Annotated in this window: 18 protein-coding genes; all 18 read right to left on the minus strand. The window is 30.7% G+C overall.

What is annotated here, in order from left to right:
- Window positions 1-195: 195 nt before the first annotated feature.
- The 18 genes from pgi to ACWYN7_RS05695 all read right to left on the minus strand — a co-directional run bounded on the left by pgi (window position 196) and on the right by ACWYN7_RS05695 (window position 23,582).
- Window positions 196-1,764 carry a glucose-6-phosphate isomerase gene (pgi, locus tag ACWYN7_RS05610; protein WP_462858867.1) on the minus strand — a complete coding sequence of 523 codons (1,569 nt, stop codon included), beginning with the start codon at window positions 1,762-1,764 and terminating at the stop codon, window positions 196-198.
- A 5-nt stretch (window positions 1,765-1,769) separates the two neighbouring features.
- The gene (locus tag ACWYN7_RS05615; RefSeq protein WP_462858868.1) at window positions 1,770-3,041 is read right to left on the minus strand and encodes a peptidoglycan DD-metalloendopeptidase family protein; all 1,272 of its coding nucleotides are present in this window, start codon (window positions 3,039-3,041) and stop codon (window positions 1,770-1,772) included.
- 173 nt (window positions 3,042-3,214) lie between these two features.
- A complete protein-coding gene (locus ACWYN7_RS05620) occupies window positions 3,215-3,988 on the minus strand; it encodes a DUF3108 domain-containing protein (protein WP_462858869.1) in 774 nt (257 codons plus the stop codon).
- Window positions 3,989-4,101: 113 nt separating this feature from the next.
- Complete coding sequence (locus tag ACWYN7_RS05625) at window positions 4,102-5,019, minus strand: tryptophan 2,3-dioxygenase family protein (RefSeq protein WP_462858870.1); 918 nt, start codon at window positions 5,017-5,019, stop codon at window positions 4,102-4,104.
- A gap of 135 nt (window positions 5,020-5,154) precedes the next feature.
- Window positions 5,155-6,315 carry a 4-hydroxyphenylpyruvate dioxygenase gene (hppD, locus tag ACWYN7_RS05630; protein WP_462858871.1) on the minus strand — a complete coding sequence of 387 codons (1,161 nt, stop codon included), beginning with the start codon at window positions 6,313-6,315 and terminating at the stop codon, window positions 5,155-5,157.
- A 187-nt stretch (window positions 6,316-6,502) separates the two neighbouring features.
- Complete coding sequence (locus tag ACWYN7_RS05635; RefSeq protein WP_462858872.1) at window positions 6,503-7,660, minus strand: homogentisate 1,2-dioxygenase; 1,158 nt, start codon at window positions 7,658-7,660, stop codon at window positions 6,503-6,505.
- 290 nt (window positions 7,661-7,950) lie between these two features.
- Window positions 7,951-8,457: a ferritin gene (locus ACWYN7_RS05640; RefSeq protein WP_462858873.1), complete on the minus strand. Its 507-nt coding sequence runs from the start codon at window positions 8,455-8,457 to the stop codon at window positions 7,951-7,953.
- A 98-nt stretch (window positions 8,458-8,555) separates the two neighbouring features.
- Window positions 8,556-8,843, minus strand: coding sequence for a hypothetical protein (locus ACWYN7_RS05645; RefSeq protein WP_459486171.1), 288 nt, complete (start codon window positions 8,841-8,843; stop codon window positions 8,556-8,558).
- 98 nt (window positions 8,844-8,941) lie between these two features.
- Window positions 8,942-9,901, minus strand: a complete 960-nt coding sequence (locus ACWYN7_RS05650) for an alpha/beta hydrolase fold domain-containing protein (protein WP_462858874.1) — start codon at window positions 9,899-9,901, stop codon at window positions 8,942-8,944.
- Entirely contained in the window at window positions 9,902-10,750 is an 849-nt protein-coding gene (locus ACWYN7_RS05655; RefSeq protein WP_462858875.1) for a rhamnogalacturonan acetylesterase, read from the minus strand.
- A gap of 114 nt (window positions 10,751-10,864) precedes the next feature.
- Window positions 10,865-12,487 carry a glycoside hydrolase family 43 protein gene (locus tag ACWYN7_RS05660; protein ID WP_462858876.1) on the minus strand — a complete coding sequence of 541 codons (1,623 nt, stop codon included), beginning with the start codon at window positions 12,485-12,487 and terminating at the stop codon, window positions 10,865-10,867.
- 2 nt (window positions 12,488-12,489) lie between these two features.
- The gene (locus ACWYN7_RS05665; RefSeq protein WP_462858877.1) at window positions 12,490-13,728 is read right to left on the minus strand and encodes a glycoside hydrolase family 88/105 protein; all 1,239 of its coding nucleotides are present in this window, start codon (window positions 13,726-13,728) and stop codon (window positions 12,490-12,492) included.
- 11 nt (window positions 13,729-13,739) lie between these two features.
- Window positions 13,740-14,735 carry a DUF4861 family protein gene (locus ACWYN7_RS05670; RefSeq protein WP_462858878.1) on the minus strand — a complete coding sequence of 332 codons (996 nt, stop codon included), beginning with the start codon at window positions 14,733-14,735 and terminating at the stop codon, window positions 13,740-13,742.
- A 10-nt stretch (window positions 14,736-14,745) separates the two neighbouring features.
- The gene (locus tag ACWYN7_RS05675; RefSeq protein ID WP_462858879.1) at window positions 14,746-16,152 is read right to left on the minus strand and encodes a glycoside hydrolase family 28 protein; all 1,407 of its coding nucleotides are present in this window, start codon (window positions 16,150-16,152) and stop codon (window positions 14,746-14,748) included.
- An 18-nt stretch (window positions 16,153-16,170) separates the two neighbouring features.
- Window positions 16,171-17,493, minus strand: coding sequence for a pectate lyase family protein (locus tag ACWYN7_RS05680; protein WP_462858880.1), 1,323 nt, complete (start codon window positions 17,491-17,493; stop codon window positions 16,171-16,173).
- 42 nt (window positions 17,494-17,535) lie between these two features.
- Window positions 17,536-20,022 (minus strand): pectate lyase family protein, encoded by a 2,487-nt coding sequence (locus ACWYN7_RS05685; RefSeq protein WP_462858881.1) that lies wholly within the window; start codon window positions 20,020-20,022, stop codon window positions 17,536-17,538.
- A gap of 182 nt (window positions 20,023-20,204) precedes the next feature.
- Window positions 20,205-21,764 carry a DUF5123 domain-containing protein gene (locus tag ACWYN7_RS05690; protein ID WP_462858882.1) on the minus strand — a complete coding sequence of 520 codons (1,560 nt, stop codon included), beginning with the start codon at window positions 21,762-21,764 and terminating at the stop codon, window positions 20,205-20,207.
- A 21-nt stretch (window positions 21,765-21,785) separates the two neighbouring features.
- Window positions 21,786-23,582 carry a RagB/SusD family nutrient uptake outer membrane protein gene (locus ACWYN7_RS05695; RefSeq protein WP_462858883.1) on the minus strand — a complete coding sequence of 599 codons (1,797 nt, stop codon included), beginning with the start codon at window positions 23,580-23,582 and terminating at the stop codon, window positions 21,786-21,788.
- Between the last annotated feature and the right edge of the window lie 12 nt (window positions 23,583-23,594).

Raw genomic sequence — 23,594 nt, forward strand, 5'->3', positions numbered from 1 at the left:
TTTTAGGCAAAAGTCCATATTTTAGGTGGTTGCTTTGTTAATTTAATGTTAAGCTTTAACAAAAAATAACAATTTGAAACCTTTAAAAATAGCCGTTAATTCTTTAAAAACCAAATAATTAAATATCAACAAAAATGTTATCTTAAAATAACGAATTTGTTAATTTATTTAACTCTAAATAATGATTAATGTAATTTATTGTTTGCTTAGGAGTTTTTTGGCTAGTTCTTTACCTAATTCAACTCCAAATTGGTCATAACTATAAATATTCCATAAAATACCTTGTGTGTAAATTTTATGTTCGTAAAGAGCAACTAACTTTCCTAAAGACTTAGGTGTAAGCTTATCGAATAGTATTGCATTACTTGGTCTGTTACCTTCAAAAACTTTAAAAGGAAGCAGTTTGTTGATTTTATCTTCATCACCAGAAAATTGCAATTCTAAATGTGCTTCTTCTTTTGTTTTACCAAAAGCCAAAGCTTCCATTTGCCCATAATAATTTGCCATTAGTTTTTTATGATGATCAGACAAACCATATAACGACTCTTTATAACCAATAAAATCTGCAGGAATTAACTTTGTACCTTGGTGTACCAATTGCATAAATGCATGTTGCATGTTTGTACCAGTGCTACCCCAAACAATTGTACCTGTTTGGTAATCTATTTTATCGCCATTTCTATCTACACCCTTACCATTACTTTCCATAATAGCTTGTTGTAAATAATCTGGAAGTTTCTTTAAGTATTGAGAATATGGTAAAACTGCTTCTGTTTCTGCCATATAAAAGTTGTTATACCAAATGCTAATTAATGCTAAAATTACAGGAATATTATTCTCAAATTCTTCATTTCTAAAATGGATATCCATTTCTTCTGCACCATCTAACAAAGCTCTGTAATGTTCAAAACCAACAGACAAACTAATAGATAAACCTACTGCAGACCATAGAGAAAAACGACCTCCAACCCAGTTCCACATTGGGAAAACATTATTTTTATCAATACCAAAACTATCTACTGCTTCTAAATTTGTAGAAACTGCTACAAAGTGTTTAGGAATATCAAAAATAGTAGCCGATTTTAAAAACCAATTTTTAATAGTTTCTGCATTAGATATTGTTTCTTGTGTTGTAAATGTTTTTGACACAATTACAAAAAGTGTAGTTTCTGGATTTAAGTTTTTTATAATTTCTGATACGTGATCTCCATCTACATTAGATACAAAGTGTGTGTTTAATTGATTTTTGTAGAACTTTAAAGATTCAACAATCATATCTGGTCCTAAATCAGAACCACCAATACCAATATTTACAACATCTGTAATTGATTTACCTGTATACCCTTTCCATTTACCAGAAATCACCTTGTTAGAAAAACTTTTAATTTTTCTTAAAGCAGTTTGTATTTGAGGTTTAATATTTTTACCATCAACCAAAACTGGTTCATCAGAAGTGCTTCTTAAAGCAGTATGTAGTACTGCTCTACCTTCTGTAACATTGATTTTTTCTCCATTAAACTGACATTCAATTGCTTCTTTTAAACCAACTTCTTTTGCCAATTCTATTAATAAATCTAAAGTTTCTTTGGTGATTCTGTTCTTAGAAAAATCTACCAATAAATCATCAAATTCTAAAGAAAAATCTGACACTCTATTTTCATCTTTATACAAATCTTTTATGCTGATGTTTTTAACATCATTAAAATGATTTGTAAGTTTTTGCCATGAAACTGTTTTTGTTGGATTGATGTTTGGTAAAGCCATTTTTTTTAATTTTGTGCTATTATTTCTTTAACTACTTCTGGTTCTTCTTGTATAGGAACCCTTTGATAATCTAATTGATATTTTAATGTTTTTATGTACTCGAAAAAGGCTGGTTTTACCTCTTTTTTCATTGGTTCTGCTGCTGGTAATTTTTCTCTTAACGGATCTACTTGTTTGCCATATTTCCAGAAACGATAGCAAACATGGGGGCCTCCAGTATTTCCTGTCATACCAACATAACCAATAACATCACCTTGTTTTACATATTGTCCTTTTTTTACGGCTTGATTTCTCATATGTAAATACTGAGTAGAATAGGTGCTGTTGTGTTTAATTTTTACAAATTTTCCATTACCACCTCTTCTTGTAGATTCTACAACAGTTCCACTTGCTGTAGCAATAATTGGTGTACCTATTTTTGCAGCAAAATCGGTACCTCTATGAGGCTTAACTCTGTTACCATAATAAGCAATTCTACGTCTTAAGTTGTATCTTGAAGATATTCTGTATTGGAACTTTATAGGAGATTTTAAAAACTGACTTCTTAACATCTTTGCATTTTCATCATAATATTCGTGAATATTTAATGTAGAATCTGCCAAGAAACGAAAAGCGTATAAATCTCTTCCATTGTGATTAAACACGGCTGATTTTACATTTCCATAACCTGCAAAAGTTGAATCGTCTATGAATTTTTCTTCGTAAATTATTTTGAATTTATCGCCTTTTTGCAATCGTAAGAAATCTAAAGTCCAAGCATAAATATCTGCAACTTTATAAGTTAAATTCGGTTTTAAACCCAAACTATCCATAGAATAAGTAAAATTAGCATTGATTACTCCATTTGCTACTTTTTCTACTATTTTTATTGGTTTTTGATATTGTTTAGCAGTAATTATCGAATCTTTAAAATCTAAAATTGTAGCGTTTATTTTATCGTGCTTATAAATAAAAACTTGTGCTTTTTCTGTAGAATCTTTACTTGCTAAAATTGTGTAAGGTTTTCCTGCTCTAACTCTTCTTACATCAAAAGTATCTTTAACAACAGCTGCAATTTGGTTAATTTTAGGATACATAACATGATGCCTGTCTAAAATTATTCCAAAACTTTCTCCGCTTTTAATTGTATCATGAATCACTTTATAATCATCTACATTATAACCAAATTTAATGACTGGTTTTGGTTCTTCTTTTACAACAAGAACAGGTTTTGGTTCTTCTTTTTTACAAGACAAAAATGATATAATAAGGGCGATAAGGATAACTACTTTTTTCAAGAAATATATGCTGTTTTAGATCGATATCAAAAGTACAAATAAAAATGATTTCTTTTTAATCTAAAAGAAGAACTTCCGAAAACGATTTTTATTATTTTTTCTAATAAAACAAAAAGAAAATTTTAATTTAAAAAGCACTTTTTTATCAACAAAAACCAAAGAAAGAGAATTGTCTATTCAGTTTTTCCAAAAGCATTTGCCAAACCATTGTATTGCTCTAATTCTGCTCTTAGAGAACCTACTGATAAATCTGCTTTCATTTTAATTGGTATTTTATTAAGATCGTCGGTAATCCAAATGGTTACGCTTTCTTGAGCTTTAAAAACTCTACCAGACTGAACTAATGGTCTAAAAACCATCGTTTTTACTTTTCCGAATTTTGTTTTTAAAACTTCTCTACCCAAAAAACGAAGTTTAAACGGATATACTTGAGAATCCATAAACATGTCTAATTGAATTTCTTCTCCGATTTTTAATTTAGAAACGTCTTTATTTCTTAAATAATAAAAAGAAGACATCATATCTTGCACGTTAGAAAAAGCTACAGTTGTGTCTTTTTGCAAGGTAAAATCTTGAATGTAAGCTGTATTATAATCGTAATTAAAAGATGTTATTCTATGTTTTTTATAGCCACCTTCATCTATTTTTCTTTTAAACAAATACGGTTTAACAGAATCTTTATCAAAATAAGATTCATAGGTATCATTTACTTTAAAAAACCATTTTATTGGTCCAGAGGTCCAACCTGTGCCTTTGGTATGAAACACTTTTTTACCATTAAATTCTTTTTCTTTTATTTCTAAAATTGCAGAACCTGCTCTTAACCAACCACTAAAACTCATCTTATAACGCAGCCATTCGCCACTTTTATATGCAACTTTTTTTTCTTGACTAAAAGTTATGGTAGTGAATATTAAAACGAATATTAAAAGGATATACTTTTTCATAAAAAATCAAACTTATGAAAAAGGAATGACAATTACTGTTCCAAAATTAAAAAAAGCAAATATCTAACAATTTGTAAATGTCTTTTTAACGATTTCTTTAGAAAACAGTTCGTTTAAAATGTACCCCAGTTTTCTAACTCTTCTTTACTCCACAAGTAAGGGTAAAAAATTCTTCTTTGATATTTAGGATGCATGTATTTACGCCAATTACTACCTCCTGTAGCTTTTAATTCAGAATCGCTACCACCAATATATTTACTTGCAGCATTGTAATGAGCCATAACCCATTTTACATTTACAGTATAATCGTAATGACGCATTGCTTTTATTAAAGTTTCATTTTGCTGATCTTCTATGGGCAATTGTTTAAATTTTAAAGAAAGGTTGATATCATTATAATCTTCCATAAAATCAATGAATTCTCCTTTATATTTTTTCTCAAAAAGATTTAATAATGTTGATTTTTGACCTGTAGTATAATTTTTACCTGCTGCTTGCCAATACAAATGATTATAAGCATTTCTAAACGAAGAATGCCTGTTGATGGTTTCTCTGTAATTCGCATCTATTAAATTGATAAGCTCTGTTGATGCAAATTCAATTTTACGATATTGTGCTGACTGAAAACCACTTGCAGGCGTTAATGTATTTCTAAACTTCAGATACTGCTCTCTTTCCATACCTTCTGTCATTACATTAAAAGAGTTGCAAAGCATATCAAAATAACGACTGACTCTATTTAAATGCATTGAGAATTTTTCTGTGGATATTTCAATTGGTTTCGCAACTTGTTCTATCTCCCACAAAATCATTTTAAACAACAATTCATTTACTTGATGATACATAATAAATACCATTTCGTCTGGCTGATTGGTTCTTGGAGTTTGTAAACCCAAAAGTGCGTCTGTTTGAATATAATCCCAATAAGTAATTGGTGTACTATGCAATAAACCCTCTAACATGGCATCTACAGGAACACCTAATTTATCGTATTTTTCTTCTATAGCTTTTAAAATTTCTTCTCTGTTCATTTATTGAAGTAAAATTTATTTATAATCACAAAACAGTTATATTCAAATATACAAAAAAGACCTTTCAGGTTTTTGAAACCTGAAAGGTCTTTCGTTATTTTAATACTTTGAACTAAAAGTAAAAACTTGTAAACTTTAAAGCGTTCCTCTTTTTTGTTGTTCTCTTTCTATAGATTCAAACAATGCTTTAAAATTTCCTGCTCCAAAACCTTTGGCTCCCATTCTTTGTATAATTTCGAAAAACAAAGTAGGCCTATCTTCTACTGGTTTTGTAAAAATTTGCAATAAATAGCCTTCTTCATCTGCATCAATCATAATACCTAAAGCCTTTAAACTTTCGATATCTTCTCTTAATTCGTGACTAAATTCTTCTAATCTACCAGGAACAGCTTTGTAATATTCTTCTGGTGGTGTAGATAAAAATTCTACTCCATTTAAGCGTAATTGCGTTACAGTTGCAACAATATCATCAGTGGCAACAGCAATATGTTGTACTCCTGCACCTTCGTAAAAATCTAAATATTCTTCTATTTGCGATCTTTTTTTACCTTCTGCTGGTTCGTTTATTGGGAATTTGATTCGTCCATTTCCATTAGACATTACTTTACTCATTAATGCAGAATATTCTGTGTGGATTTGTTTGTCATCAAAAGACAAAAAGTTTTCGAAACCCATTACATCTTCGTACCATTTTACCCAGATATCCATTTGATTCCAACCAACATTACCAACCATATGATCTATGTATTTTAAACCTGCTATTGGTGGGTTGTAATCTGATTCCCATTTTTGAAAACCTGGTAAAAATGCGCCTTTATAATTTTTACGTTCTACAAACATATGTACAGTTTCTCCATAAGTGTAAATTCCAGCTCTTACCACTTCTCCATGTTCATCTTTTTCTACAGTTGGCTCCATATAAGATTTTGCCCCTCTAGAGGTTGTTTCTTTATACGCTTGCCTTGCATCTTCTACCCAAAGTGCCACTACTTTTACTCCATCTCCATGTTTTACAATATGATCGTTTATTGGTGATTTGCTATTTAAAGGTGTTGTTAGCATCAACTTTATTTTGTCTTGAGTTAATACATAACTCACAGCATCTGTTGAGCCTGTTTCTAATCCACGATAAGCATGCGATTGAAAACCAAATGCAGTTTTGTAGAAATGTGCTGCTTGTTTTGCATTACCAACGTAAAATTCCACATAATCTGTACCCAACAATGGAAGGAAATCTTGTGCTCCAGAAAATATTTTTTCTAAACCGTAGTTTACTGGTTCTATTTTTTTTGACATTTTTTATGTTTTAGCAGACCTTTCAGGTTTTTAAAACCTGAAAGGTCTTTTGTTTTTGAATAAGCTATTTGTTTACTTGATCTGTTTATCTGCAAACAAGTTTAGCCGTGATTGAAATGGCATCCTTTTTTTATTTTTCATAAAAAAAGATATAATGGAAAGCGCGAAATAGCTTCTAATAATTATTTTATTCCAACCAAGATTTATAATAATCTTCATCAGCAATTTTCATAGCCTCTTCTGTAACCTGTAAAGGCTTAAATGTATCTACCATAACTGCCAATTCTTCGGTTTCTGTTTTACCAATACTACGCTCTGTAGCTCCTGGATGTGGACCATGAGGTATACCTGCTGGATGCAAGGAAATATGACCTTGATCAATATCGTTTCTGCTCATAAAATCGCCATCTACATAATACAAAACCTCGTCTGAATCGATATTGCTATGATTGTAAGGTGCAGGAATTGAGTTTGGGTGATAATCGTATAAACGAGGCACAAAACTGCAAATTACAAAAGCATTGGTTTCAAAAGTTTGATGCACAGGTGGTGGTTGATGAATACGACCTGTAATAGGTTCGAAATCGTGAATGGAAAATGCATACGGAAAATTATAACCATCGTAACCAACCACATCAAAAGGGTGAGAACCATAAACCATTTCTATGATTTCGCCTTGTTTTTTTACGTTGATGATAAAATCGCCCAACTCATTATGGGTTTCTAATTCTTGAGGTCTTCTTAAATCTCGCTCGCAAAAAGGTGCGTGTTCTAACAACTGACCAAACCAATTTCTATAACGTTTTGGAGTGTAAACTGGACTGTAAGATTCTACTATAAAAAGTCGGTTGTTTTCATCATCGAAATCTAATTTGTAGATAATTCCACGTGGAATTACTAAATAATCTCCATATTTAAAATCGATGTTTCCCAAATGCGTTCTTAGTTTTCCTGAACCTTTGTGGATGAAAATTACTTCGTCTGCATCTGTGTTTTTATAAAAATATTCTGTTGTTGATTGTTTTGGTGCCGCTAAAATAATATTACAATCAGAGTTTGTTAAAACAATTTTTCTACTTTCTAAATAGTCATTTTCTGACGGAACTTCAAATCCGCGAAAGCGATACGATTGAATATTATTGGCTTTGGCTATTTTGGGTTTTACAGAATATTGTTTTCTAATTTCTTTGACCATGGTTGGTCTGTGTTCGTGGTAACTGTTGGTAGACATTCCATCAAAACCTATTGTACCAAAGAGTTGTTCGTAATACAAGCTACCATCTTTTTTACGGAATTGTGTGTGTCTTTTTGGAGGGATTTCTCCTAATTTATGATAAAAAGGCATGTTTTTTTCTTATTTATCATTCTCATAAACATGAGAATCTTGTTCATAATTTTTCTTTACTTTAATGAGATTTCTGCCTGCGCAGAAATGACAGCAAGAAGCCTTATTCTGGATTGCGTTTTATTAAGAATTTTAAAAAAGATAATAAATCTAAAAACATTTCAATCGATTTCGTAATAAAACAAAGATACAAAAAGCGATTCATATTCTTTTTTTTAGAATAACATTCAAAAATAAAAAAGCCAAAACAAGTATTTGTTTTGGCTTTTTTATTATGCTTCAGAATTCTGTTATTCTGTAGGTAATCTTTCGTCTATCATTTTTAATGGCATACCTTCCATTAAATCGAATACATCTATAATACTTCTAACAGTATCTTCTTCTTCTACTTGTTCATTTACAAACCATTGTAAAAATACTTCTGATGCAAAATCATCAGCATTTCTAGCTGTTTTAAAACACTTATAAATAGATTGTGTTACTGCTATTTCTTGGTCTAAAGAGGTTTCGTAAATAGCTCTTAAGCTTTCAAAATCGTTATTTACTTCTGGAATTGCAGGAGAAATTGCAGCACCACCTGCATCATTTATAAAGTTGAAAATTTTCATTCCATGTGCTCTTTCTTCCTCAGCTTGTTTGTAAAAAAAAGCTTTACTGTTAAGTAATTCTCTTTGATCACACCAAGAAGCCATTGCTAAATATGAGGCAGACGCGTGCATTTCTAATGCAATTTGACCATTTAAAGCATCCATTACTTCTGGCTTAATAGTCATTTGTCTTCTTATTGCTGTTTTCATAATTTTCGTTTTGTATATACCAAAGATACAATAAAAACAGAAGTTGCTTAAATGCGTTAGTAAATTTAAAAGTAATCTAAATAAAGAACTGCTAAAGATTAATAGCTATCAAAACAAAGTGCTAGTTCTTGTTGCAAGTCTAATAATTTAGGAATTTCTAAAAAAACCAAATGCTTTCGATCTGCAATAAATAACAGTACATAGTTTTCGTTTTGTATGATATTCTCTAAATTTTCTGGTAAAGTAATCTCATTGATTTTATTACGCAATTGCAATAACTGAGGAAAAGTAAGTTGCATTCTTTTATCATCAATTACCAATTGATAATTACAAAAGGTTATTTGATGTAATTTGATATTGAATTGTATGTCTGTAAAAATGCTCACGCAGCAAAACTAACTATTTATTTAGAATAAATAAAAATAAAATTATAAAAAATGATCATTAAAAATAAATTTAATCAGTTCTGCGAAGTTTCATTAAGTTATCCTTTTAAAACCTTAGATAAAAAATCAACAACATAGTGTAAGGTTTTATCAAACCATGGATTTACCAACCAAAAAGAATGCGGACTTTTAGGCAAAGTAAAGGTTTGATTATAAATTTTATGTTGATTTAAAATGGAAATCATATCATCTCTACCAGCGTGAAATCTGTCGAAAGAACTATTTACAAATAAGATAGGTGGTGTGTTTTTACCAACATATTCTAAGGGTGATGCTTCTTTCCAGTTTTTATAGTTTTCTTCTTTTTCACCATCCAACCAAATACCAGCCAAAGATGCTTTTCCTTTTTTAGATTCTGCTGCTGCTTCTGGATGTATAAAAGAAACAATACCATCTATATTTACAATAGCTTGTACTTTATTTGATGTTTTTTTATCTGTTGAATACAAAACATTATCAGCAGTTACACCAACCAAAGTTGCTAATTGTGCTCCTGCAGAAGCTCCTAAAACGGCTATTTTATCTGGATTAATATGATATTTATTTGCTTTTTGTTTTAGCCAAACTATTGCATCTTTAATGTCATTAACAGCTGCTGGATATTTGGCTTCTAAACCCAATCTATAAGAAACAGTAATAGCAACATAGCCTTTTAAAGCCAAATGCTGTGCCATAATTTGTTGATTATCTCTGCTACCAGTTAACCAACCACCACCATGAATTAATAAAACTGCAGGGAAAGAAGTGTTCTTATTTTCTGAAGGATAATAAATATCTAGCATTAATTTTGTTTTATCAACCTTTTTGTAAACTACATTTTCTTCAGAAATAATCTTATTGGAAAAAATTGGTTTTATTGGAGTTATAAATGGATATTTCTTTTTTAACTTTTTAAAAGTTGTTGCTACTGTATAGGGTTTAAAATTTGATTTTTCTTGACCAGATACCACAAAAGCACTGAAGAAAATAATAAAAAATACTTTTCTAAAAATTTTCATTTAGTATTTTGTTTTATTCAACTCTTGTAAACCTTCAAAAACTAACCTAGCTACTTCTACAGCACCTTTTGGTTGAAAATGTGTGTTGTCTTTCTGTCCATCAGGATAAGCTTCATAAGTATTTGCTGGTAAATTCATAAAATAGTTAGTAGTTACTAATTCTTTTCCTTTTTTGGTAAAAAAATCTCTAGACTTTTTATTTAAATCTATAAATAAAACATCCATTTCTTTTGCAATGTCTTTTGGAGCTGTGTCATATTCTCCATGAACGTTTCCTAATTTACCATCTTTCCAAGGATAGTTTCTTGCTACAGGTGTTAAAATAATTGGAGTAGCTCCTTTTGCTCTAGTTTGACTAACAAATAGTCTTAAAAATTCTTTATAGCCTTCTATATTTACATAACGTTCTTGCTTTTTCTTAGATGCATCATTATGACCAAATTGCATAATTACAACATCATTTTTTTCTAAATTTTCATAAACTGCTCTCCATCTTCCTTCTTGAAAAAAAGTTCTTGTACTTCTTCCTCCTCTTGCTCTGTCGTCTACCAAAACACTATCTGTTTTAATTAATGGTTGTATTTTTTTTATACTATCAGCAATCATAAAAGGTTGAAAAACTTGACCCCATCCTGTAATAGGATATCTAGTTTTTAGATAGTCTTTTCCTACTTCATAATTATTTGCATAATCTGCCATAGTAGAATCTCCAATTAAATATATGGTAGTAATTTTAGAAGCTGTTTCCTCTTTAATTTCTTGTTCTTTATTGTATTTACATGAAACAAAGCTTAAGCATGAAATTAAAGCCAAACAAAAGATTAAAACTTTATCATTATTTTTTTTCATTTTTTATATGATGTATATACAATCTGTTATTTTAACTTAGATTTAAAGATCTAAAAATCAAAAAAAAAGATAAAATCTATTTTTAGTCTCTTTATTGAAAAAGTATTTTAAAGATTATTTAGAAATTTTAAAAAAAGGAAAATCGGCATAACTTCCTCTTTTTGCTTCTTCTGTACTAATTGAAAATAAACCGATTTTAGCACCAATCCATTTTCCTTCTTTAGCTTTAAAGGGTTTTCCTATTTTTTTAAATTTTTTACCATTTTCTGAATATAAGAATTGACACATTGCATCTGGAGCAGTTACTTTTACTTTAAAATATACTGTGTTAGATGCCAAGCGTTTTTGCTCATTTACAACTTCTTTTGCTCCTTCTATGGCGTTGATGGCTTCTTTTTGCTGAACATAAAATCCGTTTGCATCATGTGTAATTGCTAAACTAGCATAATCCATTCCCATTACAATGATTCCTGCAGATTTACCTTCAGTAACCTCTTCAGGAACTAATTTTACTTGAGTTGTTGCTGTAAAATTTGGTGCTGGAAATTTTTGCAATAACAAATTAGGTGTATTCCAAAGGTTTGGAGCTACTTTTGGTACTTTAATAGAGAATAATCTTAAAAAATTATTACCTGGTAATTTTGCATGCCAAACCACATCTGGATTTGCTTGCCATTGCCATTGCAAACCAATATTAAAATTCTCAAAATTGTCTGTTTCTACAGGTGTTTCTATTGAGTAGGTTTTATCGATTTTAGGTTTTTTATGTGATGTAACAGGCTCTCCAATTCCATTACCATCAAAATCTTTACCCATTACAGGCCAATCATTTTTCCAAGTCATGGGTTGTAAATGTACAACTCTACCATATGCATTAACATCTTGAAAATGATAAAACCAAGATTCTCCATTTGGAGTTTCTACATAGGCACCTTGATGAGGCCCATTAATTTTTGTAGATCCTTGTTCTAACACAACTTTTTCTTCATAAGGGCCATAAATGTTTTTAGACCTTAATACCAATTGCCAACCTGTAGCAACGCCTCCTGCTGGAGCAAAAATATAATAATATCCATTTCTCTTATAGAATTTTGAGCCTTCAACTGTAGAATGATTTTCGTGACCATCAAAAACATGAATTCCAGCATCTAAAACTTTGGTTCCTTCAGGGTTCATTTTATTTACCGTTAATAAACTTTTTACACCTCTTCTACTACCTGCGTAAGCATGAACTAAGTATGCATCACCATTGTCATCCCAAAGGGGAGAAGGATCTATAAGTCCTTTACCTGCCATTACTAAAACTGGTTTTTCCCAATCTGAAAATGGGTCTTTGGTTTTTACCATATAAATTCCAAAATCTGGATCTCCCCAATAAATATATACTTCATTATTATGGTAACGTATACTTGGAGCCCAAACACCATTACCATGTTGTGGAATGTTAAAAACATCTTTAGGAACTTGCTCTTTTAATGCATAATTAACTAATTTCCAGTTAATCATATCTTTAGAATGTAAAATAGGTAAACCTGGAGCTGCATTAAAACTAGATGCTGTCATAAAATAATCATTACCAATTCTAACCACATCAGGGTCTGAATAATCTGCATAAATTATTGGATTTTTATAAGTTCCATCTCCATTATCTGCAACCCAAACCTCAGAAACATAGGGTTTTTGAGCAAAAACAAATATTGTAAAAAATAAAGCTACTAAATTTATTAAACACTTCATTTCTATCTATTTAACTCTAAACTAGCTAAAATAAATGGTCCTGTTCCTTTTGGATCATTAGAACGTATTAATTCGTTAATATAATATTCATATGATCCATCTCTGTAAGGTTTACCACCTAAACCTGCAACTCCACAACATTTGTTTAGGTTTACAATTCCATTATCTTCAACAGTAATTAAATTGTTAATTAAACCATCATAACCCTTATTTGCAAAGTTTACATAGGATTTGGGTAAATACCCTTTATTTACTCCTTTTGCTAAGGTATATACAAACATTGCAGTACCTGTAGCTTCTAAATAATTTCCTTTTTTATTTGGTTGATTTAAAACTTGCCACCACAAACCAGACTCATCTTGAACCTTAACTACAGCTTCTGCATATTGATTTAAATATCCAATAATTTTTTCTCTTCCAGGATGATTTTCTGGTAAAAAATCTAACACATCTACCAATGCCATTCCATACCATCCCATTCCTCTAGACCAAAAATTAGCTGAGTTACCAGTTTCTTTATTTGCCCAACGTTGTTCTTTGCTTTCATCCCAACCATGGTAATATAATCCGGTTTTAGCATCTTTACTATGTTTCTCTATTAAAGAAAACTGAAGTACTACATCATTATAGATTTTTTGTTGTTTAGCTTTATCATTTATATATTCTTTTGCATAACGTGTATGAAAAGGTTCTGCCATATATAAACCATCTAACCACATTTGATTTGGGTAAATTTTCTTATGCCAATAACCTCCATCTGACGTTTTTGGTTGCGATTCTAATTGACCGTTTAAAGTTTCCATCGCAACTAAAAAACGCTCTTCTTTAGTTTTTGGATATAGGTACAATAAAACATCCCCAGATTTTATCATATCTAAATTTTGATTTGATAATTTATAAGTATCTATAGTTCCTGAGCTATCGATCATTTGGTCTGCATACGCATAGACATAATCGTAGAATTTTTTGTTTTTTGTTTGCTCATAAACCTTGGCACAAGCGCTTAAAACTAAACCTGGAGTGTAGCTCCATTTTGGTTTTTTCCTAAAATCTAACAAGGTAGGATCTGGAAAACGCTCTATTTCTGAAAGCACCATTCTCTCTGACCATTTTAAATTTTCAGGAACAACTTTTTCTGTTACTGCTTTATTGGCTTCTTCTTTTGTGTTTTTTTTGCAAGAGCTAACCATACAAATAAAAGTTAAAGAAAAAAGTATACTGTAAAATTTGATTGTTTTCATCAAAAATATTTTTAATTAATATTGTTTGTGGCTTCTAAAGAAGCTAATTTTTTATTGATGTCTTTTAAGAATTCTTCTTCAGTTTTTATACCATTTAATTCTTGCTCCCAAGCAGCTAAGAAGAAATATGTAATTGTTTTAGTTGTTGGTTTAAAAGTTACCAAATGATCATGTTGACCTAAAGTTTGAGAATCTACATCATCTAAATTATAAAATAATGCCATTCCTAAATTGTCTGGTGGATTTGCCAAAGTTTGTTTGCCATAGGTAGCAATATATGCCCATTTTGTACCTTCTTTTTTAAGTACTGGAATGTTTTTTGCAATTACAATTCCTGTAGATAATCCAGAGATTTCTTTTGAAGGAGTTAAACTTGCTTTTGTAAAACGATCTTCTGAAAAAATAGCTAATTTTGCTTTTAAATCGATGCTATCATTACCAGATTTCCAATTTTTATAATGGATATTTACAGCTGAACTTTTTTCTGTATTTTCTATAGTAGCTATTGTTTTTTCTACTTTTTGAAAATGGACTATGGTATCTGAAACTAATCTTCCAAAACCACCAATTCCTAAAGATTTTCCTGCTTTTAAAATATCTTGGCCCCAAGCTGAAGGTTCGTGATACGAATCAAAACCATCTTGACCAACATAAGGCAAAACCAAAGAGTCTACTTTTTTACCAAAAACATCAATTGCATTTCTCCAATCTAAATACAAACGATATCCAACATTGCTGTTTTCCCAGCCTGGACCTTCATAACGAAGGTACCAGGTATGGTCTGTATGCTGTTGGGGAACATTTAATTTATTTACATTTTTAAAAAATTTACCATTTTTATATTCTTTATGATTTCTTGGGCCATCTACCCATTCTCCTCCTTGTGCTATTGAAATTTCAGCATAAGTTTTTGTTGAAGAATTTGAGCTAGTTTTTAGTGTTTCGCTATTTTTTTTACATGCGTAAAAAGCGAAAAATAAGATTGAAAGAATGGCTAATTTTTTCATAATTAATTTTTTAATATTTTTTTCCGTTTATTGATGAATTTTTGAAAACAAGAGGTTCTGAATTCTCTACTGATATTGGCGTTTTTGCATTTTTGATGTGTACATTGGTTAACGACACATTTTCTACAGGGCTTTGTTTTCTACCCTTAATTAAGATACCATACTTACCACTATTTTCTACAGTAATATCTTCTAAATAAATATTTTTAATAGTTGGTATAAATTTTCCTTCTTGGTTTGCATAGGTTCCATAGTATGTGTTTATTCTTAAAAGCGCCTCTTTTACTTGCCCAACTTTAATGTTTTTTACAAAAACATTTTCTACAAAGCCTCCTCTTAAAGTATTCGTTTTTATTCTAATTGCTCTATCTAAATTGGGGCTATCCATATTACAATTTCTAACGTATACGTTTCTTACACCTGCAGAAATTTCGCTACCTAAAACCACTCCTCCATGACCATCTTTCATTTCACAATTTTCTACTACAATATTTTCACTAGAAATATTAACCACTCTTCCATCATTATTTCTACCAGACTTTATAGCAATACAATCATCACCTGTATTAAAAGTGCAATTTGTAATATGAACATTTTTGCTGTATTCTGGGTCACAACCATCATTATTTGGCCCATGGCTATTTACTGTTACTCCATCAACTCTAACATAATTTGATTTTATAGGATGTATTACCCAAAAAGGAGCGTTTGTAATTGTTATCCCTTGAATTAATACATTTTCGCACTCAAAAGGTTCAATAAATGTTGGACGAAGTTGATAGCCTTCACCAAAAATTCGCTCAGAAACGGATGTATTATTATTAGACATTTCCCATAATCTTGGTAAGTTTATGCTGTCTTTCTGATTAGGAGTTCCTTTAATATATCCATAGGTATCTTTACCTGCCCATGGCCACCAGTTTTTATTACTCGCTTGGCCGTTAAAAACACCTTTACCAGTAATGGCTATATTTTTTTGTTTGTAAGCATAAATTAATGGAGAATAATTCATTAATTCTTGGCCTTCGTAAGAAGTATGTACAACAGGCAAATATTCTTTATAATTTGTAGAAAAAAGGACATTCGCGCCCTCATCTAAATGTAAATTTACATTACTTTTTAAAACAATTGGCCCTGTTAAAAAGTCTCCTGAAGGAATAATTACTTTTCCTCCACCAGCAGCATTACAAGAATCTATTGCTGCATTAATAATGGATGTATTTAGAGTTTTAGCATCTGCTACAGCACCTAAATCTTTTATATTTAAAGTAAGATTATTAAACTTTTTTATGTTGATGCTTTCGATTATTTTATCAGCTTCATCAAAAAAATTTGTCTTTTTTGCAGTTTGTTCTTTACAAGAAATTAAAGTCGTCAAAAATATTGAAAGCGCTAAAATTGTTTTGTTAATGTTCATAATTTTGTTTTGTTATAATTAAATACATTCTTTAACAAGAGAGAAACTATACATTTCTATGTTTGTATACGTTTTACTTAAGGTTTTTAAATTAGCATCATTTTTGAGATGATCTAATTTGTTTTTTTGCTCCCATTTATCTGGAATTCCATCTTTATCTGTGTCTTTGCCTGCTTTATTTTCTGTTATTAGTGGCCATCCACCAACTTCATTTTGGGAATCAATAATACCTTTTTTAACCATAGCGTTTTCTTTTTTTACATACTTGATGATTCTCTGATCAACAGGATCTCTAAAGAAACTAGCACCAGCTTCTTTTAAAACTCTTTTGTAAGCTTTTTGCGTTTTGTCGGTCTTTGTGTTTTCAGAAATATTGATTTCATTGTCTAACTTGGTTGCAAGTGGATCATCGCACTGAACACCACCTTGCCAATTATCTTTAGAAATTTTTTTATACCCATAGACATAGTTTCCATCTACATAAAATTTACCATACGGTTTAGATGGACTTACAATTCTATCTAATTTTGACGAAGTAGTTGCAGGACCATGTTTAAAATAATTATTTACCAAATTATAAGTTCCTTTTTCACCTCCGTAAATACTATTATCTCCCCAATTATAGATTACATTATTTCTAAAATCTACAAATTCATTTTCTGAATTTTGAGTTGTTTTAGAACCACTAAATCTTGGATTTCTACTATTATTATTGGCTATTAAATTATGATGAAATGAAGCGTTTACGCCTCCCCAAATACCTCCATAACCATGAGCTCCTTTTTTATGAACTGATTTATTTAAAGCTTCTGAAATAATACTCCATTGCAAAGTAAAATTTTTATTATTGTAAAAAGAAGCATTTTCATCTGTACCCCAACTAATTGAACAATGATCTATAATAACATTTTTTGCATTATTAACACCTAAGGCATCTCCTTGAACATTGTTTTCATCTCCCATTCTAAATCGTAAATATCTTACAATTACATTGTCTGCTTTAATAGTAAATGGATATCCTTTTAAAGTGATGCCTTCTCCTGGAGCAGTTTGCCCAAGAATGGTTAAGTTTCCTTTATTTTTGTTTACGTCTAGTTTAGATTGTAATTCAATAGTACCAGAAACTGCAAAAACAATGGTTCTTGGACCTTTTTTTACAATTCCTTTTCTTAAACTACCTTCACCATCATCATTTAAGTTTGTAACTACGTAGGTTAATCCTCCACGTCCTCCAGTAGCATATTTACCAAATCCTTCTGCATTAGGAAATGCAAGTTCTTGGCTATAATTGGTTTGAACAACTATTAAAATAAATAAAATTAAAATTCCTTTTTTGGGCATTATATTTTTTCTTTTTTACATTTAAAATTCATCATTTTAAACCTAATTTTTAATTATCACCTTTTTTTCGATTCCTTTTTTGGTATATACTCTAACTATATAAGCTGATTTTTTTAAATCACTTAAATCGATATTATTGAGATTGGTATTACTTTTAATTAACCTACCTAATGTATTATAAACTTGAATTTTTTCTATTTTATCATTAGATTTTATAAATAATCGGTTTTTAACAGGATTTGGATACAACTGTATTTTATTAATCTTTTTATTATGCTCTTCTATACTTAAAGCCGCGTATGTTACAGCCATATAGTAAAGATTTAAGGTTACATCTTTGGTAATTGTATGCGATCCTGCAGGTATTTCTAATAAAAGTACTCCATTTGTAAACGTTTTATCTTGACCATCAATTCTTATAGAACCAGAAACTCCATCATTAAAAACAAGTGTTAGCATACTTGCTAAACCAGTTGTAAAAGAAATATTGGTGCTAGATTCTATTTTTAAACATTGTGTTAACGTAAGATTATTATAATGAGCATTTCCTTTAGAAGTAGATAGATTTCCTGAAATAGTATAGAAATCGCTAGTTTTACCTGATTCTGTAAAATTATGAATTTGATTTTCTGTTGATGCAGTATTAATTGTTATTAAACCAGAAATTACAGCTGAAGTTCCTGTTGTGCCAGAAGTAGCCACTGAGTATGATACATCTGCAGTTGGTGTTCCAGAAATTGTAATTGTTTTTGTACTCGTATTTTTAACAAAAGAAATTCCTGATGCTGGTAAACCAGTAACAGTGGCATCGATTGCTGTTCCTCCCCAAGTAAATACAATATTTTGCAAGCTATTACCCTCTATTATATCTTGATCTGCATTGTCTGTGGTTACCACTAATATTTGATCATTGGGTGGTAGACTAATACCTTGAATACATGCTAAATTTGTGGTGTAATTTAGTAGTGCAGTTTTTAAGGGTTGATTTACACTAGATGATGTATCATCTGCAGGTTGATTAAAAGTCCAATTAAAATCACCTCCATTTACTCTACCCGAAAATTGCATCACTTTTGTTTTAGCATCTTCAGCTGAATCTACATTATAGGTATACCAAAGAACTCCATTAGTATCAAAATTATTATAAATATTACTACCCGCTTTTGAAGTTATTGTATTTGGTATGGTTTCGTTTCTAGTTTCTGTAACAATAGCATCAAAATTAGAAGTAGAATTAGTTGGACCAGCAGCTCCATAAGGATCAAATCTATTTTCTCCAATAATTGTATTTCCAAAAGCTTTTACTGTACCCCCATCTTCTCCTGAAAATGTTCCATTTCCATAGGCAATATCTGTTCCCTGCAAAGAAGTTAATATTGGGTATTTACAATTTTCAAAATAATTATTTTCTACAAATACAGATGAGCCTTTGGTAGAACCTACTCCATATTTCGAATTACCATCATAATAATTATTGTAAACATGTGCTGTATAATAACGTACTCTAGGATGACGTGAATCTGAATGATCGTACCAATTATGATGGTATGTAATTAATAAATCAGGATCGTCTTGTGTTTCGCTTAACCCTAAAAGATTTGATTTACCTGTATCCCAAAAATGATTGTATGAAAACGTTACATATTTAGATCTTTTACAATCTAATGCTCCATCACCTTTTGCTTGATCTGCATCGCTACCTGCATCACCATAAAAGAAATCTACATTATGAACCCATATATGATCATTTTCTTGCTGTAAACCAATGTTATCTCCTTCTCCACTATTCACATTCATAATACCAATATTTCTAATCTCTATGTTCGAAGCATTTTTTAAACGAATACCCCAACCATCTATCACTGCATCTTCGCCTACACCTTCTAGAGTTATAGCGCTATTTGCATTTTGTTTATTTTCGATAACAATATCTCCATTTAACAATTCTGATGGATCTGTTATTTGACCAATTAATCTAACAATTAAAGGTCTATTATCATTCCCTTTTTTAAAACCATTTAAAATAGCTTGTAAACCAATACATGGATTAGAATTGGCACCAGTAACATTTAATTGAATTGTATTTTTAGTTTCTTCTGTAATGTATAAAATTACTGCACCAGATTTAGGTGTACCATCTAAGTTATACCCCCCAACAATTCGATTGTTAGAAAAAGCAAAACCGGCTCTATCATTAGCAATAACATCAATTGAATTTGTTGTGGTTTTGATTTGTTCAGAATTTTGAATAACAGGAGCTACTGAAATTGTATAATTACCGGGTTTTAAACCGAGAATATCTGCCCTGTAAGATCCATCTTTATAACATCTTATTAATTGGTTATCAATTTTACGATTTACGATTCCTTGACCACTATAATATACATTATAACTTGTTGCTTCATCAACCGGTTGCCATTCTACATAAGCAGATTCTAACCAACCTCCATATTTTCTGAAACTAACTTCCTGAGAAAAAATAGTTAATGAACAAAAAAGTACAAGCCAACAAGAAAATGTTGTTTTCATAACATAATTAGTTTTAAAACTATTAATGTATTTGATTGTAGATACATGAATTCTATTTAGGTAATTACTTTATTACAAGCTTATTAAAGGCAAAATTAGCCTTAAACATTAAACAACTTAAAAAAAACCAAACAAGCCAAATAACTAGTGCTATTTGGCATGTTATAAATCAATTAAAACTACTATTGTCTCCAACGTGGATCTCCAACAGCATTATCTAATAAAGTTTGGTTTGTTATTGTAAAATCTCCATTGGCTGCATCTACATAACCAGGGTCTAAAACAGTATTTGTACCTGATTGATCTGATATTGTTTGACTACTATTAAAAAAGCCATCTGCATTCCAATAATTATTGTTTAAAAATGTTGGATTTGGATCTGTTCTACTCTGATCTGAATATCCTTCTGAATCTGTATCTGTAATTAAAGTATTTTTTACGGTAATTTTATTGTCCTGAAATCTAACATACATCAACCTTTTACTCGAAGAATTAGAACATGCATAAATGGTAGAGCTATCTAATACAATATTACATGTTAAACCACTTTGTGTAGATGTACCTGAATCATCAATTCTAAAGAAATCACGCCCTGGAGCACAATTATTAAATGTACTTGTATTAACATTTACGTTAAAAACATCAGAAGACCTAAAGTCGATAAAATCACCTCCATTAGTCAATACATTTGTTACTATAGAATTTTCTACGGTTATAGACTGAATAATTGCATCTGTTACATTACCTGCTATAAAAGAACGATCATAATCGTGTACATTACAACCACTTACTAAAAGAGAATTATAATTTCCAACACCACTATACCTTATCATATCCGTTAATTCTAATGGTAAATCTCCTGTTAAATCTAAATCGATTAAACTAACGTCAGTTGCTCCATTTTCTACAGCAAAACTAACTTTTAATTGTGGTTTAAAATCTGGTCTTAATCCTCTTAGAGTTATTGATTTATCTAAAGTTATTCTACCTACTTGATCTGTATAATCTCCTTGCTCAAAAAGTATTATATCTCCTGGAGCAGCATCTGCAATTATTTGAAAAATATCATCAGTTGGAAGCGCTAATGTGTTATTTCCTACATCTATACCAGTGGTAAAAGAAGCAGTTCCTCTAATTTTATCATTATTGTAAAGTGTTGCAGTGTACTCTGTTTCTGAAGTTAAATCTGTTATTGTAGCAATACCAGCTGTTTTATCTTGTGCGGTTATATCATATCTTATGCTACCAGGTTCTAATATAAAGTGAGTTACATTTAAACCAGCTTCCCATCTTAAAGTTGCAGATAATGCTTGAATATCTCCAGCTTCTGAAGGTAACATAATTTGTTCTGTTAGCGTTGTTGCTTCACCCAATGCCCAAGTAGAATCTTCTAAGCCTCTAGAACTTACAGCTTTTACTCTTATTGAATAAACAGTTTCTCCTTCTAACCTTATTTGCACTGGTAAATCTTCTGCAGATACTTCTTGTGATAAAAATATTGTAGAAAAAGTTGGGTCATCTGCACTAAATTCTACCACAAAATTTGTAACCTCATCTCTTAAAGCCCAGGTTAACTCTACATTTGTTTGATTTCTAACTCTTGCTGTTAAGTCTACTGGCGCAAATTCTCTTTTAATAGAAAGCTCTTCTATAACATCTTCATCATAACTAGTTATACAACTAGAAAAACTGATGCATAATACAGCTAAAAATAGTACTTTTATTACATTGTTTAGTTTCATAATAAATTGTTATTAAGTTTATTAGTATCCGTAATCGTTATATAATTTACCATTACTATTATCTATAAATACTTGCCAAATTGGCCAAAATTGTCTTGTATCTGGATCTACACCTTCTTTAAACAAAGCGTTTATTCTGTCGTCTTGTAAATTTGTCCAATCTTTGGCAGAATATTCGACCCCAGGATTTTCTGTTTCTCCTCTATTTAATCCATAGATGTCTAATGTTTCTTCATCTTCTTTATATTTGTAATATAAGGTTACTGGTACGTCTGCATATTCTCCTGTACGATCTCTTAAATTAGCCATTTTCTCTTTTGCTTTTCTTAAATTTTCACCTAATAAATTCCAACGTATAAGTGCTTGCTTACGTTCCATTTCTCCTGTAAATTCGTAACCATGTTCATTTACAATAGCTTGAAACATTTCTTCTTTACTGCTAATACTATTTACATAGTTCTCTACTTTTGTTGGATGATCACTAGAATCAAAAGCTCTTCTTCTAATTTGTTTTAAATATGGTGCAGCTGCAGCAACCCCTTCTAATTCATTTGCAGTTTCGGCTGCCATTAAAAGAATTTCTGCATAACGCATATAAATTTTATTAACACCATCATCGTTAGAAGAAGTAACATACCTATTCATCCACTCATAACGATATTTACCAAAATACCACGTATTTAAATCTACCAATTCTTGTTGTGACACACCATCTACAGCAGTACCCCATTGATAAGGTATACAGGTAATATCTCTTCTTATATCTTTTTCATCATAATCGTAAAAAACTGTTGGTAATGGACCTGCAGTACCTCCTCTTGCTTGTCCTGTATATTGGTCTACACTTCTGTGACGAATTGCAAATGAAAAGTTTACACGACCACGACCATCTGCAAACGGAATTTCCCAAAGAGATTCTCCTCCTGCAGAAATATTTTCTTCATTCAATTTTCTCCATAGTGTTTCAAAGGATGTTTCTAACGAAGCTGTACCACTATTAATTACGTCTCTACACTCGTCTAAAGCTAATCTGTACATTTTATCTACAGATAAATCTGGATCATTACTTCTACGAACACCATCACCTGGGTATTGTTGAAAACCACTTGCAGCTAATGCAACACGTGCTCTTAATCCTTTAACAAAAGCTTTGTTTACTTTTTCTACTGTAGTTGTGGCTGATGATTCATTTGGCCATGCAACTAACTCAGCTGCTTCTCCTAAATCTGCAATTATTTGTTTATAAATAACATCTCTGCTAGATTTTTCGATATATACAGTTTCTGAAGTAATAGGTTCAAAACGTGCAAGTACATCTCCCCAAGTTTTTAGTAAATCGCTATAATACAAGGCTCTTAATGTTAAAGCTTCTCCTAATAATTGCCCTAATTCATTACCTGGCTCTGGATTACCATATTCACGAATACCTACTATACAGATATTTGCTCTTTCAATACCTCTGTAAATCATTGCCCAAGAGCTATTATCTCTATTCATTGAAGTGTTATTAGGCTTAGCATCATAGATTGCTAGTTCTCCAGTAGCATTACCCACAGAAGCAGAATTGTAATGCCATTCTACGTCTGTATTAAAACCATAGTTAGGAATGTGTCTACCTCTATAAGAATTTGTTTGTCCCATTGGCTCTAAAATACCATCTACAGCACCTCTTGCTAAACCTGCATTAGAAAAAATCAAAGACTCTTCTAATGAAGATTTTACTGGAGCATCTAAAAAATCACTTTCAAATTCTCTACAAGAATTGAAAAGAGTAAGTATAAGTACTCCTAAAATTAATATTGATTTTATTTTTTTCATATTCTAAAAAAT

The organism is Polaribacter sp. M10, assembly GCF_054968445.1.

Coding starts and splice junctions, on each gene's coding strand:
- ACWYN7_RS05635 (WP_462858872.1), bottom strand. CDS start 7,660: ATGCCTTTTTATCATAAATTAGGAGAAATCCCTCCAAAAAGACACACA.
- ACWYN7_RS05660 (WP_462858876.1), bottom strand. CDS start 12,487: ATGAAGTGTTTAATAAATTTAGTAGCTTTATTTTTTACAATATTTGTT.
- ACWYN7_RS05650 (WP_462858874.1), bottom strand. CDS start 9,901: ATGAAAATTTTTAGAAAAGTATTTTTTATTATTTTCTTCAGTGCTTTT.
- ACWYN7_RS05640 (WP_462858873.1), bottom strand. CDS start 8,457: ATGAAAACAGCAATAAGAAGACAAATGACTATTAAGCCAGAAGTAATG.
- ACWYN7_RS05670 (WP_462858878.1), bottom strand. CDS start 14,735: ATGAAAAAATTAGCCATTCTTTCAATCTTATTTTTCGCTTTTTACGCA.
- ACWYN7_RS05665 (WP_462858877.1), bottom strand. CDS start 13,728: ATGAAAACAATCAAATTTTACAGTATACTTTTTTCTTTAACTTTTATT.
- ACWYN7_RS05685 (WP_462858881.1), bottom strand. CDS start 20,022: ATGAAAACAACATTTTCTTGTTGGCTTGTACTTTTTTGTTCATTAACT.
- ACWYN7_RS05695 (WP_462858883.1), bottom strand. CDS start 23,582: ATGAAAAAAATAAAATCAATATTAATTTTAGGAGTACTTATACTTACT.
- ACWYN7_RS05655 (WP_462858875.1), bottom strand. CDS start 10,750: ATGAAAAAAAATAATGATAAAGTTTTAATCTTTTGTTTGGCTTTAATT.
- ACWYN7_RS05680 (WP_462858880.1), bottom strand. CDS start 17,493: ATGCCCAAAAAAGGAATTTTAATTTTATTTATTTTAATAGTTGTTCAA.
- ACWYN7_RS05625 (WP_462858870.1), bottom strand. CDS start 5,019: ATGAACAGAGAAGAAATTTTAAAAGCTATAGAAGAAAAATACGATAAA.
- ACWYN7_RS05690 (WP_462858882.1), bottom strand. CDS start 21,764: ATGAAACTAAACAATGTAATAAAAGTACTATTTTTAGCTGTATTATGC.
- ACWYN7_RS05675 (WP_462858879.1), bottom strand. CDS start 16,152: ATGAACATTAACAAAACAATTTTAGCGCTTTCAATATTTTTGACGACT.
- ACWYN7_RS05620 (WP_462858869.1), bottom strand. CDS start 3,988: ATGAAAAAGTATATCCTTTTAATATTCGTTTTAATATTCACTACCATA.
- hppD (WP_462858871.1), bottom strand. CDS start 6,315: ATGTCAAAAAAAATAGAACCAGTAAACTACGGTTTAGAAAAAATATTT.
- pgi (WP_462858867.1), bottom strand. CDS start 1,764: ATGGCTTTACCAAACATCAATCCAACAAAAACAGTTTCATGGCAAAAA.